At 43.4% G+C, this 16,584-nt stretch carries 17 protein-coding genes; 6 read left to right on the forward strand and 11 right to left on the reverse strand.

Features of this window, described 5'->3' with window-relative positions:
* Nucleotides 1–4: 4 nt before the first annotated feature.
* A complete protein-coding gene (locus MKZ16_RS31690) occupies nucleotides 5–685 on the reverse strand; it encodes a DUF4956 domain-containing protein (RefSeq protein ID WP_036682284.1) in 681 nt (226 codons plus the stop codon).
* A complete protein-coding gene (locus tag MKZ16_RS31695) occupies nucleotides 678–1,421 on the reverse strand; it encodes a polyphosphate polymerase domain-containing protein (protein ID WP_076105108.1) in 744 nt (247 codons plus the stop codon). The genes MKZ16_RS31690 and MKZ16_RS31695 overlap by 8 nt, the downstream gene beginning before the upstream one ends.
* Nucleotides 1,422–1,681: 260 nt before the next feature.
* Between MKZ16_RS31695 and MKZ16_RS31700 the strand changes: the two genes are divergently transcribed.
* Nucleotides 1,682–2,359, forward strand: a complete 678-nt coding sequence (locus tag MKZ16_RS31700) for a response regulator transcription factor (protein ID WP_036682288.1) — start codon at nucleotides 1,682–1,684, stop codon at nucleotides 2,357–2,359.
* The gene (locus tag MKZ16_RS31705; RefSeq protein ID WP_036682290.1) at nucleotides 2,359–3,633 is read left to right on the forward strand and encodes a HAMP domain-containing sensor histidine kinase; all 1,275 of its coding nucleotides are present in this window, start codon (nucleotides 2,359–2,361) and stop codon (nucleotides 3,631–3,633) included. Before MKZ16_RS31700 ends, MKZ16_RS31705 begins: the two co-directional genes overlap by 1 nt.
* A 59-nt stretch (nucleotides 3,634–3,692) precedes the next feature.
* On the opposite strand, the gene MKZ16_RS31710 is transcribed toward MKZ16_RS31705, so the two are convergent.
* Entirely contained in the window at nucleotides 3,693–4,448 is a 756-nt protein-coding gene (locus MKZ16_RS31710) for a class I SAM-dependent methyltransferase (RefSeq protein ID WP_036682291.1), read from the reverse strand.
* Entirely contained in the window at nucleotides 4,445–5,005 is a 561-nt protein-coding gene (locus MKZ16_RS31715; protein ID WP_036682293.1) for a hypothetical protein, read from the reverse strand. The genes MKZ16_RS31710 and MKZ16_RS31715 overlap by 4 nt, the downstream gene beginning before the upstream one ends.
* Nucleotides 5,006–5,100: 95 nt before the next feature.
* Here MKZ16_RS31715 and MKZ16_RS31720 point away from each other — a divergent pair, with 95 nt between their 5' ends.
* Nucleotides 5,101–6,015: a phosphatidate cytidylyltransferase gene (locus tag MKZ16_RS31720; RefSeq protein ID WP_076099755.1), complete on the forward strand. Its 915-nt coding sequence runs from the start codon at nucleotides 5,101–5,103 to the stop codon at nucleotides 6,013–6,015.
* Between the two features lie 22 nt (nucleotides 6,016–6,037).
* Here MKZ16_RS31720 and MKZ16_RS31725 read toward each other — a convergent pair whose 3' ends face one another.
* The 6 genes from MKZ16_RS31725 to MKZ16_RS31750 all read right to left on the reverse strand — a co-directional run bounded on the left by MKZ16_RS31725 (nucleotide 6,038) and on the right by MKZ16_RS31750 (nucleotide 12,101).
* Entirely contained in the window at nucleotides 6,038–6,784 is a 747-nt protein-coding gene (locus MKZ16_RS31725; RefSeq protein WP_076105109.1) for a uracil-DNA glycosylase family protein, read from the reverse strand.
* A gap of 10 nt (nucleotides 6,785–6,794) precedes the next feature.
* Entirely contained in the window at nucleotides 6,795–8,033 is a 1,239-nt protein-coding gene (locus tag MKZ16_RS31730) for an amidohydrolase (RefSeq protein WP_036682298.1), read from the reverse strand.
* Nucleotides 8,034–8,137: 104 nt separating this feature from the next.
* Nucleotides 8,138–8,902, reverse strand: coding sequence for a polysaccharide deacetylase family protein (locus tag MKZ16_RS31735; RefSeq protein ID WP_076099757.1), 765 nt, complete (start codon nucleotides 8,900–8,902; stop codon nucleotides 8,138–8,140).
* Entirely contained in the window at nucleotides 8,902–9,507 is a 606-nt protein-coding gene (locus MKZ16_RS31740) for a hypothetical protein (protein ID WP_036682300.1), read from the reverse strand. Before MKZ16_RS31740 ends, MKZ16_RS31735 begins: the two co-directional genes overlap by 1 nt.
* Before the next feature lie 23 nt (nucleotides 9,508–9,530).
* Complete coding sequence (locus MKZ16_RS31745; RefSeq protein WP_036682302.1) at nucleotides 9,531–10,127, reverse strand: sensor domain-containing protein; 597 nt, start codon at nucleotides 10,125–10,127, stop codon at nucleotides 9,531–9,533.
* A gap of 183 nt (nucleotides 10,128–10,310) precedes the next feature.
* On the reverse strand, nucleotides 10,311–12,101 hold the full coding sequence (locus tag MKZ16_RS31750; protein WP_076105110.1) for a hybrid sensor histidine kinase/response regulator transcription factor: 1,791 nt from the start codon (nucleotides 12,099–12,101) through the stop codon (nucleotides 10,311–10,313).
* 281 nt (nucleotides 12,102–12,382) lie between these two features.
* Here MKZ16_RS31750 and MKZ16_RS31755 point away from each other — a divergent pair, with 281 nt between their 5' ends.
* The 3 genes from MKZ16_RS31755 (at nucleotide 12,383) to MKZ16_RS31765 (ending at nucleotide 15,167) form a co-directional block, all read left to right on the forward strand.
* A complete protein-coding gene (locus MKZ16_RS31755) occupies nucleotides 12,383–12,991 on the forward strand; it encodes a LysE/ArgO family amino acid transporter (RefSeq protein WP_076105111.1) in 609 nt (202 codons plus the stop codon).
* 166 nt (nucleotides 12,992–13,157) lie between these two features.
* A complete protein-coding gene (guaC, locus tag MKZ16_RS31760; RefSeq protein WP_036682307.1) occupies nucleotides 13,158–14,141 on the forward strand; it encodes a GMP reductase in 984 nt (327 codons plus the stop codon).
* Nucleotides 14,142–14,276: 135 nt separating this feature from the next.
* Nucleotides 14,277–15,167: a diacylglycerol kinase family protein gene (locus tag MKZ16_RS31765; protein ID WP_036682309.1), complete on the forward strand. Its 891-nt coding sequence runs from the start codon at nucleotides 14,277–14,279 to the stop codon at nucleotides 15,165–15,167.
* Nucleotides 15,168–15,273: 106 nt separating this feature from the next.
* Here MKZ16_RS31765 and MKZ16_RS31770 read toward each other — a convergent pair whose 3' ends face one another.
* A complete protein-coding gene (locus MKZ16_RS31770) occupies nucleotides 15,274–16,455 on the reverse strand; it encodes a multidrug effflux MFS transporter (protein WP_076105112.1) in 1,182 nt (393 codons plus the stop codon).
* Between the last annotated feature and the right edge of the window lie 129 nt (nucleotides 16,456–16,584).

A 16,584-nucleotide genomic window follows, 5' to 3' on the forward strand; every position in this document is an offset into this window, starting at 1 on the left:
TATCTTAATAGTCATTAACAGTTGGAGTCATGGTCAGCGAGAGGTCTAAATTACCGTTCCGGGTACGAATCGCATCCAAAAATTCCTTCTGGTTCACAGCCTCACCCAGCGTTACAGCGTAGACCAGCTCATATAAACTGCCAAGCTCAGTTGTTCTAATCTTTTTAAGCTCGTACCCAACATTATATTTATTGAATACTTCAGCGAAGGCTTCCTCATATCCCAGACTCTCCGGGATGGTTACCTTTAATGTTTTTTGCGACGTTGTTCTTACGCCAAAGTTAGTCCGGTTAAGGATAAACATAAGGGCACATAGGATAAGGGTGAACAAAACTGCATATCCAAAGGAACCCACTCCGCAGGCAAGTCCAGAAGCCATGGTGAACAAAACAAATGTGATATCCTTCGGATCGCCCGGCGCACTTCTAAAGCGAATGATGGAGAACGCCCCGGCAAGACTGAAAGCTCTGGCAACATTACTGCCGATAAGCAAAATGATGATTGCCACAATTACGGGCAGCAGTACCATCGTCAGTGTGAAGCTTTGCGAATAGCCGCTGGCATTCGTCTTCATATAGGTGTAGCTAATGATTCCGCCAAGAACAATAGCTATAAAAATAGTTAGCAGTGCGTTGGTAAACGTTAACTCTGTACTAGTTGCTACGGTAAATAATGAATCAAGCATAGAGGGCACTCTCCCGTTCTGTTTTACTGTTCTTCAGCATTTTTTTATATTCGTTGCCGTACTTAGAGAAGCTTGTACGGTACATTTGATGCTCTGAGAGCATTTTGGCCAGCCAGACCGGAATCGTGTTCTCAGCCTTTACTTCCATAAGCCACTGCCCCGGCTCCAGCAAGGGTTCGCCATGAACACCGTGCTCCATCTTCAGATCGTACCGGCGGCTGCGAATATTTGTATCGAATGTAATTCTTAGATCGCGATTGTTTTTACAGAACAACGCTTTTCGGTCATAAGACAGATACACCTTGGGCTGCAAATCATAGCGTGTAAGAAAATATTTGATCTCTTCAATCACCTGTTTATTCATGTAATCCTTGAATTCCGGTTCCATACCGGTGGCGACAAAATCATAAGCCTCGTTTAATTTGAGCGACGTTCTTCTTTTATTAACAAGACCAAATACCTTCTTCTTGATTTCCAGATACACCTTCGTATCTTGATTTGGAACACCGTAAGCTCTTAAACGAAGCTTCTCTTTGTACTTGGGCTTCGCAAGACTGTTACGAATCAGGGTGTTGTGCTCCGTGTCATAATATAAGTTGGTTATGGAGTAAAACTCATGTTGCTTGTTGAAATCGTCCAGTTCCATGTATTCAAGCAATTGGTTATAAAATTTATAGTAGGCTTCGTTGTCCAACAAATATTTGTTCTCATAACGGTTGAATACCTCAATCGCCATATGTGATCAATCCTTTCTGTTTATCGTTGTCTCGTGTGCTTATGAATGTATCTTAGATCCCAAACCTTTAATGAATCTTAAATGGTTTTACAAATTATTGATTATCTTTTACATTCCCTTAACACAGGTGTACATCGTAACTGCGGTGTATGTTGGACTTCCGGCCGCTGTTGTCTCTCTTCATTAAGGTTCAATAAAGGTAATACTGATATAATGACCTCAATAACAAATACTGGTTCTATGTAGGGGATGGCAAAACCATGAGAATATTAATAGTAGAAGACGAGCTTCATCTCGCTGAAGCCTTAACTCAAATATTAAAAAAACATAATTATTCGGTGGATGCAGTCCATGACGGCAGGTCGGGTCTGGATTATGCACTGAGTGGAATCTATGATTTGCTGCTGCTCGACATTATGCTGCCTGAGATGGATGGGGTTAGCGTCCTCAAGATGCTGCGAAAAAAGGGGATACCCACTCCCGTTATCCTGCTTACTGCAAAGGGTGAGATTACAGATATGGTCACTGGGCTGGACTATGGGGCTGACGATTATATCGCCAAACCTTTTTCCTCAGAGATCTTATTGGCAAGAATAAGGGCTGTACTAAGACGTAAAGGCGAGGTGATACCGGATGATGCTTTAAAGTTCGGGGATATTGAACTGAATACATCCAATCTGAAGCTTACCGTGGGTGGCAAAGAGATCAAGCTCAATCTAAAGGAATGTGAACTATTGGAGCTTCTTATCTTGAGGAAACAAGCCGTAACCTCCAAAGAACAAATTATTGAGAAGCTGTGGGGCTTCGATTCTGATGCTGAGCACAATAATGTAGAGGTGTATATTTCTTTTTTGAGAAAAAAACTGACCTTCTTAAATTCGACCGTACGTATTAGTACGATCAGAAACGTAGGGTATGTATTAGAGGTGACGACCTAATGTTCACGAAGCTCAGAAATCGGTTTCTTATTGTTAACTTAGTCACTATCTCGGTGATCATGCTGGTGGCCTTCATCTCGATTTATGTAATTACGTACCAAGATGTCCAAAACAATATTCAGATGGATCTTCACAGAATCATGGAAAACTACAAGTCTCCCGGTGGTGATACAGGACGAATGGGCTCAACTAAGGGAAGTTCCCAGTTACCCCATGCTGATAATAAACGTATGGATAACGGGACTCCACCTCCTGAACGGTCAGTCTCATTTATGCTGAAGATAGATACAGCGTCGAACCTCATAGGGAAAGATTCCAAATTTACTATGGACGATGAATTTTATAATACGGCTCTGCAAGAAGCGCTAAGTGCCGGTAAAGATACCGGAAGGTTCACCTTGGATAGCAGCAAATGGATCTTCAACATCCAGCATACGAGTGATGGGGCGATGCTTGTATTTCTGGACATCACTGCAGAGCAAAAAATCCTCACCAATCTAATCTATACCTTCTCTGTAGTTGGTTCGGTGATGCTGATTATCTTGTACTTCGCTAGCCGCTTTTTTGCTAATCGTTCAATTGCGCCGGTAAAGGAGGCTTTTGAGAAACAGAAACAATTTATTGCGGATGCTTCCCATGAGTTGAAGACGCCGTTGACCATTATTAACACCAATGCGGATGTTCTCCTGTCCAACAGTGATGACACCATTCACAATCAGTCCAAGTGGCTGCACTATATCAAATCGGAAACAGAGAGAATGACCAGCCTGACCAATGATCTGCTGTACCTGACCGAGATGGACGATTCCAGATCGAGAATGATTTATTCGAAATTCAATCTGAGCGACGTGGTTGAAAATATCATTTTAACGATGGAAGCTGTAATCTTTGAGAAGCATATCTCCCTTGAATATGACATCGAGCCTGATCTGACAGTGCTAGGCAATAGTGAACAGATCAAACAAGTGATTATGATCCTCTTGGACAATGCTGTAAAATATTCGAACCCTAAAGGCTCAGTCACCTTATCCCTTAAAAAACAACATAATGACATGGTGTTAGCAGTCACTAATACGGGGGAGGGCATTGCACCGGAGCACTTAGCGAGCATCTTTGACCGATTCTACCGTACAAATGCCTCCCGGGCGCGTAAACAAGGGGGATATGGCCTAGGACTGGCGATTGCCAAATCCATTGTTGAACAGCATAAAGGAAAAATTTATGCCAAAAGTTTCGTCGGCGAGTCCACCACGTTTTACGTACATCTTTCATAACTACAAATAAAAAAGACTCAAACCCTGTTATCACTAAGGTTTGAGTCTTTTTATTTATTTTACACTTCGCCCCAATAAATTTCGGTCTTATAATCAAAAAACACTTGCCCACTCTGGTTATTTCGTTCAAATATATTCCGCAGCTCAGTCATCATATTCTCATAGCTTGGATCTCCGGGGACCGGAGTGTAGGAAGACGATCGAAGCCGCCCGCTTAAGCCCTCCAAATCAAACACCTGCTGATTGCTAAAATGCGCTACTTGCATCTGTCCTTTCTTGAAAAAGGAGCTAAGGATCTCAGGGGTAATGTTCTTATGATTAACTTGAGTGTAGTTCGTGCCGAAGGTCTGCAGTAGCTGCTCATATTCCTCCAGAAATGGGGTACCGTAAGTAAGCCGGGAATTCCATATCAGAATAACTTTTCCACCCGGTTTTAGAATCCGCTTGAATTCCAATTGCGTTGCGTCCCTATCAAACCAGTGAAACGCTTGGGCGCATACTATAAAATCCATCGACTGATCTGATAATTCTGTATGTTCAGCAGACCCCGGCGATACAGAGAAATGGTTATCCTTTGCGAACTTCTCTTCCGCAGCTCTACGCATTTCCGGATTGGGTTCAACGGCAGTCACACAACTCCCGCGCTCCAGAAGTAATGCTGAGAATATTCCTGTTCCTGCACCAATATCAGCAATATCACAATTGGGTTGGAGCCCAATAGTATTGTACAAATAATTAATGGCTTCTCCAGGATAGCTCGGCCGATATTTCACATACGAATCTACCCGATTAGAAAATATTTCTTTGCTATTCATCCTTCGTCTCCTCCTAGGCGCTCAGGTTCATATTCACTTAATTTACCTTGGTAAACCAATCTCAGCCGATCACTTTGGCGAAAATCATCCGGAGTAACGAGTGCAGGCAGCTTATTCCATAACTTAATACCCGACCGCTCTAGAATTTCCGCTACAAATTGCGAACAAAAATAAGAGTTGCTGAATTCGACAGGCTCCTTTAGGGCAATGCCAATTACGCCGAGAATATTATAGAGATACTTTTGACGGCTTCGGATAAAGACTTGCAAGACCCGCTCCATTTTCTCCACTTCGCGGGCTGTAACTTGAAGTTCATATAGGACACATGTTGTATTTGGATATTTGCTGAACGTACCTGTCTTAATATCCTCCTTCACAAACCCTCCATTCAGGGGGTTGCTCGGATGCTTCCTGCCAAAGCTATACAGCTCAGAAAGCTCTCGATTAAAGGAGATCGAGGCATGATTATAGGGTGCTTTTGTATAGCCTTGAATGAGCTTCGTAAAAAGCGTCCCGGTATTCGTCAGTAATATAAAGACCGATGGATCTGCTGCCATTTACAATTTTCCCCTTATCAAGTTTGAACGTTTCCTTCATAATAACATATGAACCCATTAATGGAATCTACTCTAGGACAAGTTGGTGATCAGTTATCGACCGCTCTTTATTAACTATAATTCTTATCTTTGCGGCCCTATCGGCCATTCACTTGATGTATGTAGTTATAGGGAAGCTACAGCCAAATAAAGATTATACGGGCATTGGCTTTCGCATCAAGACGTGGTGGGGAATGCTTTTTATCTTTTGCCTAGCTACCCTATTTAATCCCCTCGTCTCTCTGCTGTCTCTCATGGTCCTCTGCTTCTTTGCACTGAAGGAGTATTTCTCCATGATGAAATCACGAAAATCCGACCGCAGGCTATTTCTGTGGGCGTACTTATCCATTCCGTTACAGTTCTACTGGATTTATATCGAGTGGTACGGAATGTTTATTGTCTTCATCCCAGTTTATGTATTCTTGCTCCTACCACTGCCCAGAATGATTAATAAAGGCACGGTTGGTTTTATGCGTAGTGTCAGCTCCACGCAATGGGGGCTAATGCTGATGGTATTCGGGCTTAGTCACTTGGCCTACTTTCAATTTGCTACACCGGAGTATGGAGCCGGGCTTGTACTTTTTCTAGTAGTGCTAACGCAGCTCAATGATGTGGTCCACTATCTGGCATCACTTTATGTAGGGAAGCGTAAAATAGTTCCCACCGCCAATCCGTATTTGACTTGGGAGGGTTTCGCTTTCGCATTTGTCATCACGACAGGAGTTTCCTATCTAATCTATCCCTACCTGACGCCGCTCAACCCAATCTTCGGGTTACTGTCAGGCATGTTGGTCAGCTTGAGCGGCTTCTTTGGCAGTTTAACGGTTTCCGTGTTAAAGCGGGATCTGCTAATCGGCGATGGCGATAAATTCGTGGCTTTGAAGCAAAGCCATTTAAGCCGGATCGATAGCTTGACCTACACTTCACCGGTCTTTTTTCATGTCATTCGTTATTTTTTCGACTTCATGTAGATCATCTGATGGGAAGCTTGAATCAGCCCTTCCATGAATGATTATGCAGTATCTTCATCATCTGTTCTTGATGGCTGGCGAACTGCTTATATCGATGTCCGTTGGCGCCCGAGGGGTGGGGAAATCCCCATAAGCAGCGTTGTTTATCTAGCTCACCTGCGGACACAAGGAGTTGAAGTATACTTTCCACTGTTTTTCCTAAGGGAATAATTAAGGCCCGGCTCAGTATGTTCAGCTCCTCACGCAAGGAAGATAATGCCTGCGCCCTGAGGAATGAATTTGAAAGTAGCTTGGGCTGGGTCCCACTATAATTTTTCTTATCCACGAACACAGGAAAACGCAATAAAGAGCTGGTGTGCAGGATCGTCTGCTGCTGCTGAAATAGTTCTTCACAAGAGGTTAGGTTCAAGTGTTGATGCAGTTTAAGTGTATCTAACATATGAATTAACGTGTTCCGCATGGAACCTGCGAATCTCGCCGCTTCCTTTGCTGTTCTACATACCTCTTCATCTGGCAAACCAGCTTCCAGACCTATGATCGCTTCTTGTATCGCTAAACCCATTTGTGTGAACCCGGGTGTTAACCCCATAATGATCACCTTAGCAGAAGGATTAATGTACTCATTATGGGGCGCATAATACATTTCCACCTTGCCATTACGCTCCATTAGAAGCTTATCCACCTGCAGATCCTCTTTAGTTAGCACTGTACCCTTCGGGAGTGAGAGGATCGCCGATTTATACTGATGCAGATAGTTAGAGAGGAGCATATCATCTGCCTCACAGGTCTCTATTTGTTATCGAACCACTCACCAGACGGCCTTCGTACCAGACAGCTTGGCGCTGCGCTCTTCGGGCTACTGCTTCTGCCGAACAGCTGGCATGCAACAGCACAAAACTAGCAGTGTCGCCAACCTTTGGCCATACCTGCTCGCCTTTTGGATCAAGGGGTGTTAATCCTCCTGTTATAAATCCGAGGGATTGAGATAATGCCAATTCATCGTTGCAGCCGTACAACTCCGCGTAACGTCCTGCCTTTTCCAATTGATCTCCATTACCAAAAGGGGACCAGTGATCGGTAAGACTATCTGTTGCCAGCTTCACTTTTACCCCTTGGCTATGCAGCATCGGAAGTGGCATCATCATTCTTCCAATAGGCACTGTGGATGCAATAGTCATACCCAGTGATGCCATCCGTTTAGCTACCTCTTCTGCCTCTTGCTGCTGAGCTCCTGCGAACCAGAACGCATGACTGACCGTGACCTTTCCTTGCAAGCCAGCTTCTTCCGTCAGATCAGCTAACCGCGTCAGTGTTTTCTTTCCCGCTTCTTTTCCATCATGTAAATGAATATCAATTCCGGCATTACTCATCACTGCTAGTTCCACCATCGTCTGAAGTGACTTCTCGATATCTCCATCCACCGTATAAGGATCTACTCCGCCTACAAAGGTTGCCCCCTCTGCCAGAGATTGTTTTACCAGTTGCACAGAATCCGAGCGCAGCAGGCCATGCTGCGGAAACGCCACAATTTCAGCTGAAATTGTGCCCGCGAATGTATTTAATGCTTGTACAGTTGCCTCTAATCGCTGCAAACCACTGACAGGCTCAATATTGCAATGGCTACGCACATGTGTGGCACCAAACCCCTGAATAAGCGTCAGGATGCTCTCTGCTTGTTGTCTCGCCATGGGCAGCAGCTTAGGCAATAATACCTTCTCTTCCTCAATCCGTTCGAAAACACTGGACGCAGGCTTTACCGCTCTCCATGGTCCACCGTAATACGTTTTATCTAAATGGATATGTGCTTCTTCGAAAGAAGGCAACATCAACAACTCTTTACAGTCATATTTCGGGAGCTGGCTCTGAAGCTCTATGTCTGCTCCAACAACTTCTGATATCTTATCCCCGTCAATGCGGAGATGACAAATCTTCGTATTCGTACCCGCTACTTGCCCATCCTCAATAACATAACCTTGTTCTAATCTTATATTGGTTAACCAGTAAGAAGCATTCAACATGCTACCCCATCCTTTTCTCAACAATTTATATAGGTACGGACCGCTTTACTCTAAATGTTACCATAGCCCTTGCCATATAAAAAATGATTGAGAAATTTCAATAGCTACAGATCAATCTGACCCCGATGTTTGACTCTGGATCTAGCTTCTCTACTATGACTAACTTCCTTGTTCAGCAGTTCATCCATCCGAAGACACTTCAGACCCTTTTTATCCATTTCTTTTAAGACTTCTTCTAATCCAGTGATCATATTCAAGGGCGCTTCTTCATCTGCCCACGGTGTATCTCCGCTGTCGTGTAGAACGATGATTGAGCCTGGTTTTATTTTTTTTATTAAGGCATCCTTTAATTGTTCTGCACTCAGTGAAGCTTTCCAATCTCCGACCATGACAGACCACAATACGATTCGATAAGATTCTCTTAGCAAAAAGAAATCCCCTAAATTAAGAAGCCCCCAAGGTGGGCGGTAAAAGATAGGCCGCTCTCCTGTAATTCGCTCAACAATGTCTGCTGTGCGATCTACTTGCTTCCGTCTATTGGTCCAGGGGAAGTGGATCCAGTTGGGTGTATGAGTATAATTATGAATGCCGATTTGGTGTCCTTCTCTGTGCATACGCTCGATCAATTCCGGATATTGCTTTGCCTTTTTGCCTAATACGAAGAAGGTCGCCTTTATGCCATGCTCTTTTAATAGATCTAGAAGTTCAGGTGTATAACAAGGATCCGGACCGTCATCGAACGTAAAGGCAATTTCCTTCTCTGCACCTACCTCCGAGTGAACCCCCCATCCCAATATTCGGGTAAGTGCAAAAGGAACGATCATATAAAGAACAATCACATCCACTGCTAAAATTATGAAGGCCCACATTAGGAAGCCGCCTCTGTCTTACGCGGGGCAAACCGCGCTTTCAAGGACTGCTTACTAAGCACAAGCATCATGGGAGATAACTTCTCTGTGCTGTCCTCTACACGATGTTTCCCTTCCGGATGCAGCATGCGCAGTAAGAAACGAAGGTATATCCCGAACCAGTGCCGCTGCCATTTGGACTTGATGGGGCGCTGCTCAAAACCTATTCCATGAATAATCCCCCGGTGAAGCAGCGTAATCCCGGTTAGCGCATTTACTTTGCTTAGTTCCGGATTGCTGTCTAGATCACGACTGATCTCCTTCATAGCCTCGCGAAGCATGCGTGCCGTACGAATTCCGGCCCGATCTGCGCCAAGCGTACGTGTCAGCTGCACGATCTGGCGATTGTCCAAATGAAGCTCACCCACCCAATCTCCCGGAAGTATCCGTTGCCCATCTTGGCAGACCAAAATTTCTCCGTGATATTTCAACACTACCAATTTACATATCCCGTATCTACGCACGGACTGACTACGAAATTTGGTGATGACAGCAAATACGTTCTCCCACATCATCCACAGGGATTGTGAGAATAATTTTATAAATGGAACTGAGGTTATCATCATTTTTCCTTCTTTCCTGTTTGAGTTTATCTTCTAGCAAAATCCTTCACTAAACGCCGCGTATACCTGCCGATCATCTTTACCAGACTGTTTCCGAGATAAGCACCTATCCATAGAGACACTGCACCTAACAACATGAAGAAAAGTGAGATGTTGAATGTTTTATTTTCAATCCCAAATAGCGTTATAGAGGATACATCTAATAAATACAGGATAGGTGACAACAGGAGAATAATAGGGGTCAAGTAAAAAAGAGTGGCACAAATGAGACTGACCATGCCGATGCCAAGTTGCAACATCAACCCTATAATCGCTCTCCAGTTATGATTATCCTGCAACTCCATCTTCACCTTTTCCCACAAGCTGCCTTCTTCGTGAGATCGGGTTGGTAGCGTGCGAACGGAGATATCGGTATAGACTTTAGTTCGAATTCGCTCATACTGTAAAAAAGTCTCGGTAGAACGCAAAACATAATAGAGGATCGGAATCCCCACTAAGGTGAAGGACATCGCAACTCCAAAGGTAATACCCACCAAATAAAAACAAAAGTAAAATAGCCCTGTGGCAAAAGTAATTAATAAGAAACAGAAATTTCTCACATGTTTCCGGATCATTTGATTCATGCTTTTCTCTCCCTCTCTGCAATAAAAAATTGTTCATATCTAAGCAACTCTTATGCTAGTGCTTTTGGTGTAAAATCGACCAGTGCCATAATGTCATATGACAAAAAAAACACCTTACTGCCTACTCCCACAAGGGAAAGCAAACAATAAGGTGCCCATCAATTTCAAATACTTCGGTCAGGATTAATCCGAAATGCCAAAAGCCTTCTCGACTGCCTCCTCACGGTTTCGTACCCCGAGCTTAGCATAGATGGTGGACGCGTAATTTCTCACCGTTCCATCGGACAGATATAGTTTAGCGGCAATAGATTTATAACGCATTCCCTTCGAGAGGCATTCTAGAATCTCCAGCTCACGCGGGGTCAGCCCATATTCATTATTCTTCTCCGTCGGCGGCGCCTCTGAAGCTGGATGCATCTCATAGTGATCAATTAATACATTCGTAATATCGGGTGTAATCATCTTTACGCCCCGATGTACGAGACGTATTCCTTCGAACAGCTCCTGCGGCTCGGTAGACTTTAACAAGTAACCATCTGCCCCATTTTGCAGTGCCTCGACTGCCATATCTGCTTCTTGAAAAGTAGTCAGGATCAAAACTCGTACCCCTGGCCACTTTTGCTTAATAAGCTTAGTCGCTTCTGCACCGTCCATGCCTGGCATATTTAAGTCCATCAGCACCACGTGAGGTTGTTCCTGCTCGCAGAGGCTTATTGCTTGTTCACCATTCTCAGCTAACCCAATAATCGCAAAATCCGGCTCCTGCTCTAGAATAATTCGCAGACTATCGCGGATATAGGGTTGATCATCCACCAGCAATAAACGAACCGTTTCCTCCTGTATCTCTTCAAGCCTTGGTAAACTGCAGGTCACTAAGGTTCCTTCCCCTGGTTTAGAGTAGAAATACACCTGTCCTTGCAAGTTGGAGGCACGCTCCTTCATCGCATTCACACCAAATCCTGCTTTTAAATCTTCAGAGCCTAATCCATTATCCTGCACATCCAGCCGAATCAACTTCTCTTCATAATGTAAGCTGATGACAATTTCAGTGGCGTGACCATGACGTGCAGCGTTAGTTATCGACTCCTGCAAACATCTGTATAGTGCCATTTGGGCCTGCTTAGATACTGTATACGGCTCTCCGAATGTTCTTAAGCGAATCTTAACCTTGGAGAAGGTCTGGAAGTCATCCACTAATTTCTGTAGGGACTGCATAAGCGTCAATGCATCCTCCGAAGCGCCCACATGGTGCAAATATCGCCGAACATCATCCAAGCCATTGCGGGTTAGCTTTAACAAGGCATCTATTTTGTGCTCTCCTTCAGAGGTGTTCACCTCCGAACGTAAAGTCTCTAGCCCCATAATAATTGAAGTATAAGAATGCCCCACCGTATCATGCAGATCTTTGGATAAACGATCTCGTTCTTCCAGAAGTGTCATACGTTCAACTTGCGAGATATACTGCTCTAAAACAGCATTTTGCTCCTTAATAATTCTACCCTGCTTGTGATTCACCACTAGTAAATGAAAAGCGAACCCAAGCGTATACACTAAACCCATGTTAAAAATCATTGATACAGCATCCATTTGTTGTGACAATCTAGATAACATAATTGGAATCAAAATGACCGTGATCGGAGCTGTCCAACGATAGGACTTCTCTGCACTATTGCTGGCAATCATAAAAGCGATAGGCAGAAAAGTTACGTATGATTCAGGAAACAAAGCAGCCAAATATAAGCAAAGTCCACCCGAAAAGAGGATCTCCGCCATCAGATAATACTTGTAGTGCAGCTGCAAACAAAACCAAGGCACAGAAAAAGAGACCACGCCCCAAACAAACGCGATCCAGAACGGAATCGTAAAATCCTCCGAAAGATAACACATGGTGACCAAAAAAGAAGTAGAAAAACAAATCCGAAACAGGAGGACGAGCCAATCGTACCAGAACCACTGTTTGACCAGATTAAACAAGACATTTCCCCCTATATACTCTGCTGACTTAATCTTTATTATAGTGTAACCCCTTAAGGACTCACTAGTTACAAAAAGTCATGAGTTGAGATGACATTTTTACTAATGGTGTAATTAGTGTAATTGATCATTCAATGTCCCTCTGAATAAGCAGCTTTTTAAAGCAAAGCCCAGACTGTATGATAGTACATATTATTTGTCCATAAAATTGTAGTAAACCAATCAAACCAATAGGTCCGTAAATTTTATAACGTATGACCAGTATCGGGGGAATAATAACTATGTTAGCCGCACTACTTCATGGCATTGCACTAGCCTTTGGATTAATTCTTCCACTTGGCGCACAAAATGTCTTTGTATTTAACCAAGGGGCCTCGCAGCCACATTTTAAAAAAGCCATTCCCGTTATTGTTACAGCCGCTTTATGCGATACCCTGCTTATTTTATTAGCCGTATTAGGTGTTTCAGTCCTTGTGTTTGCCATCCCCGTTCTGCAGAACGCTTTATTTGCTGTAGGACTTTTATTTCTTTTGTATATGGGATGGTCTATCTGGAAAAGTACACCGGCATCGTCAGCGCAAGACGCAACCCCTTTATCCTCCAAAAAACAAATCCTGTTCGCGCTGTCCGTTTCTTTATTAAATCCACATGCGATTTTGGATACTATTGGCGTTATCGGCACTAGCTCGCTTAGTTACACAGGTGTAGACAAAGTTGTATTTGCTGGCGCGACTATCCTAGTGTCATGGATTTGGTTCTTTGGGCTGGCTGTAGCCGGAAAAACCGTAGGACAAATCGACTCAAGTGGCAAAATCATGCGGATCATTAATAAGATCTCCGCGATCATTATCTGGACCGTTGCTGCTTATATTGCCTTCAAGCTTTTTTAAATGGAGGAAAAAGAATGCCGTACACGAATTTGCCGTATAATTATGTCCAATTTACACCATAATGTACTAGAATTTTGACTTACGGCGCAGAATGAGGTACATTACAATTTGGACGAACAATTAACAAACCAAAATACTATAATGTTCGCATTTAGAGGTGTAAATTATGAAAGAAGTATTCGATTATGAAGATATTCAATTAATTCCTGCAAAATGTATCGTAAACAGCCGTTCGGAGTGTGATACATCAGTCACCCTCGGTGGGCATAAATTTAGATTGCCGGTGGTACCTGCCAACATGCAAACCATCATTGATGAGAAGATCGCTATCTCCTTGGCGCAAAATGGCTATTTCTACATTATGCATCGTTTTGAACCGGAGAAACGTACGTCTTTCATCAAAGACATGCACTCCCGTGAATTAATCGCATCCATCAGCGTCGGAGTTAAAGAAGAAGAGTATGATTTCGTCGAACAATTATCCAAAGAACAGCTGGTTCCGGAATTCATTACAATTGACATTGCACATGGCCATTCCGAAGCAGTCATTCGGATGATCAAACATATTAAACAATACCTGCCTGCTAGTTTTGTTATTGCAGGAAATGTAGGAACACCTGAAGGCGTTAGAGAATTAGAAAACGCTGGGGCTGATGCTACTAAAGTTGGGATTGGACCAGGGAAGGTATGTATCACTAAGATCAAAACTGGATTCGGTACAGGCGGCTGGCAGTTAGCTGCGCTACGCTTGTGTGCCAAGGCTGCAAGCAAGCCTATTATTGCCGATGGAGGCATTCGCACACACGGTGATATTGCTAAATCCGTACGATTTGGCGCTTCTATGGTCATGATTGGTTCACTATTTGCTGGTCATGAAGAATCTCCGGGTGAAACCATCGAAATCGCTGGGAAGCTCTATAAAGAATACTTTGGCTCCGCTTCAGAATACCAAAAAGGTGAAAAGAAGAACGTCGAAGGTAAGAAAATTGCGGTTGAGCATAAGGGGGCTTTAGCAGAAACCCTAAGAGAAATGGAACAGGATCTTCAATCCTCCATCTCTTATGCAGGTGGCAATAAATTAGAGGCTATCCGTAATGTGGATTACGTTATCGTTAAGAACTCCATTTTTAATGGAGATAAAGTCTATTAATTGAATACACAGGTGGGCAGGATGACTTAGGTCAATCTTGCTCACCTTTTTTTATGAGAACGAGTTCCGCTGGCCTACTTTGGGGTAATGGTAAGAATAAACTTCTATTAGATCACAATAGAGAGGATTATCCTTATGCGGCAAGCTATGATTATTATTAACCCCTCATCCGGTAAAGAGGAAGCCAGCCAATATGTCAGATACGCAACAAGAGTCCTAAGTGACAAAGACTACTCCGTTACGATCAACGAGACGGCAAAAGAACTAGACGCCACTCGTTATTCCATCACTGCTTGTGAGGAAGGTTATGACCTGGTTGTCTCTATCGGCGGGGATGGCACGCTTCACGAGACCATTAATGGTCTTATCGATCAGGAACACCACCCAATATTAGGTGTGGTTCCTTTAGGAACGGCTAATGATTTCGCCCGTGCATTACAAATTCCACTGAATCCCGAAATAGCCATTCAAACCCTTGCCTCCTCTAACCTAAAAAACGTAGATATCGGTCGCTTAAATGACCGCCTATTCGGCAACGTTGTTGCTGTAGGTTCAATTGCCGGATCATTATCCTCTGTATCCTCCGAAGATAAAACCAAACTCGGCTCATTGGCATACTTGAAAGAAGGTCTTAAACAACTTACAAGCCCTACAGCCCACCCCCTTGTCATTCACCATGATGAACAAATATGGCAAGGAGACTCCTTACTCTTTCTCGCCGTATTAACCAACTCAGTCGGCGGGTTCGAGAATCTAATACCGGATGCTGCGGTTGACGACGGTCTGCTTCATTGTTTTATTATTTTGGACCTCAGTATATTCAATACCATTACAGCCAGTATATCTTTACTGCTGGGTACCCTCAAAGATCATAAAGACGTTGTCTATTTCACAGCCCACAATGTAAGTGTAAGCTCTCCAGAAACCGTAAGAACCAATGTAGATGGCGAAGAAGGTCCAACTTTGCCTATTACACTAAGTGTTCTCCCTCGTCATATCCAAGTCATTGTGCCAGAAGTGGACTAACAAACAAAAAGCAGTCCGGAACTCAAAAAGTTCCAGACTGCTGCCCTTAATTTATGGACGCCCCGATCCATATCTTCCTACTAATCAAATGACTAAGAAGTTATTTCTATTCCACTACAATAAATTTTTTGCCTAATAACCACATTCCGCCGCTAATCCCTAAGAAATAAATAGGCATCGTCAGTAATGAACCATTATGAAGAGCGCTCATTCCCCACGTCGCCAAGCTAACAAGCAAATAATAGCCCAAGCTAAATATTGCGCCTGCTGTTCCTACAACATCCTGAAATTGAACAAGAGCAAGACTTAGACAATTAGGTAAAGCAATCCCTGCACCCATTAATAGGACAAACAGCGCTATTAGAATACATACGATCACTATCATGTCCGGCAACGAGACAAGACTGCTTGCGATTGTTAATAGCAAGGCTCCGCCCGCCATTACTAGACAGCCGATATGGATTATTTTTTCTGGGGCATAGAGGGTTAATAACCTTTTGGAGATCATTGCTCCTACAATCGACGCCAAAGCCACAATAATGCCGAGAAAACCATAGACTCCTGGCGAAATCTGAAAGTGTTCAATAAATATAAAAGGAGCTTCAGCATAATAGCTGAATAAGATTCCGTTAATGCCTCCAATTAGTAATCCAAACACCAATACACGTGGCAATGCGAGCATTTTTTTGACTATAGGCAGAATAGCCACCTTTTTTCTCATGGAAACATCAGTGGTTTCTGGCAGCTTCCAAAAAGCATACATAAATAACAACACACTCATCATCACTAATGTAAAGAAAACCGCTCGAAAACCAAAAGCTTGATCCACCCATCCGCCAATTAACGGACCTACTGCGGGAGTAAAAGCAATGACCGCCGAGATTTGGGCAAACATAACATGCCGTTTATTCCCGGAGACACTCTCACGAAGAATGGTTTGGGTAATAATCGAACCTGTTGCTGCTCCAAACGCTTGTATAAACCGGCTGACTAACAGCAGATGAATGGATTCTGAGTAAAAACACATCAGGCTTCCCATACCGTATACAAGAAGTCCAGCCAGCATGGAAGATCTCCGCCCGATGAAGTCAGACAACCAACCCCAGCTAAAAACACCTAAAGCAAATCCAATAAAATATATACTTAACGTTAACTGTACAGAACTATTGGTGGCCCCAAGTGCTACTGCGATATCCGGTAACGATGGGGTGTAAATCGTCTCACTAATTTGCGGAAAAGCCACAAGAACAATCATTAAAAGTAACGATGGTGCTGCATATTTTTTCATCTTATTTTCGCCCTCCTACAAGCTTATATCCTCGAACAACTACAAGAATATGAGCCTAGCTAGGGAAATGGGGGCATCATTATGGCAAGACGACTATAGATCATCATGTTAGAAAATCACCTTTCATTG

This window comes from Paenibacillus sp. FSL R5-0928, assembly GCF_037970385.1.
Lineage (GTDB): Bacteria > Bacillota > Bacilli > Paenibacillales > Paenibacillaceae > Paenibacillus_AQ > Paenibacillus_AQ odorifer.

What these genes read in the sequence shown, in the direction of transcription:
- MKZ16_RS31710 (WP_036682291.1), bottom strand. Translation starts at nt 4,448, where the DNA reads ATGAATAGCAAAGAAATATTTTCTAATCGGGTAGATTCGTATGTGAAA.
- guaC (WP_036682307.1), top strand. Translation starts at nt 13,158, where the DNA reads ATGAAAGAAGTATTCGATTATGAAGATATTCAATTAATTCCTGCAAAA.
- MKZ16_RS31745 (WP_036682302.1), bottom strand. Translation starts at nt 10,127, where the DNA reads ATGAATCAAATGATCCGGAAACATGTGAGAAATTTCTGTTTCTTATTA.
- MKZ16_RS31755 (WP_076105111.1), top strand. Translation starts at nt 12,383, where the DNA reads ATGTTAGCCGCACTACTTCATGGCATTGCACTAGCCTTTGGATTAATT.
- MKZ16_RS31740 (WP_036682300.1), bottom strand. Translation starts at nt 9,507, where the DNA reads ATGATGATAACCTCAGTTCCATTTATAAAATTATTCTCACAATCCCTG.
- MKZ16_RS31690 (WP_036682284.1), bottom strand. Translation starts at nt 685, where the DNA reads ATGCTTGATTCATTATTTACCGTAGCAACTAGTACAGAGTTAACGTTT.
- MKZ16_RS31730 (WP_036682298.1), bottom strand. Translation starts at nt 8,033, where the DNA reads ATGTTGAATGCTTCTTACTGGTTAACCAATATAAGATTAGAACAAGGT.
- MKZ16_RS31770 (WP_076105112.1), bottom strand. Translation starts at nt 16,455, where the DNA reads ATGAAAAAATATGCAGCACCATCGTTACTTTTAATGATTGTTCTTGTG.
- MKZ16_RS31765 (WP_036682309.1), top strand. Translation starts at nt 14,277, where the DNA reads ATGCGGCAAGCTATGATTATTATTAACCCCTCATCCGGTAAAGAGGAA.
- MKZ16_RS31700 (WP_036682288.1), top strand. Translation starts at nt 1,682, where the DNA reads ATGAGAATATTAATAGTAGAAGACGAGCTTCATCTCGCTGAAGCCTTA.
- MKZ16_RS31695 (WP_076105108.1), bottom strand. Translation starts at nt 1,421, where the DNA reads ATGGCGATTGAGGTATTCAACCGTTATGAGAACAAATATTTGTTGGAC.
- MKZ16_RS31725 (WP_076105109.1), bottom strand. Translation starts at nt 6,784, where the DNA reads ATGCTCCTCTCTAACTATCTGCATCAGTATAAATCGGCGATCCTCTCA.
- MKZ16_RS31715 (WP_036682293.1), bottom strand. Translation starts at nt 5,005, where the DNA reads ATGGCAGCAGATCCATCGGTCTTTATATTACTGACGAATACCGGGACG.
- MKZ16_RS31735 (WP_076099757.1), bottom strand. Translation starts at nt 8,902, where the DNA reads ATGTGGGCCTTCATAATTTTAGCAGTGGATGTGATTGTTCTTTATATG.
- MKZ16_RS31705 (WP_036682290.1), top strand. Translation starts at nt 2,359, where the DNA reads ATGTTCACGAAGCTCAGAAATCGGTTTCTTATTGTTAACTTAGTCACT.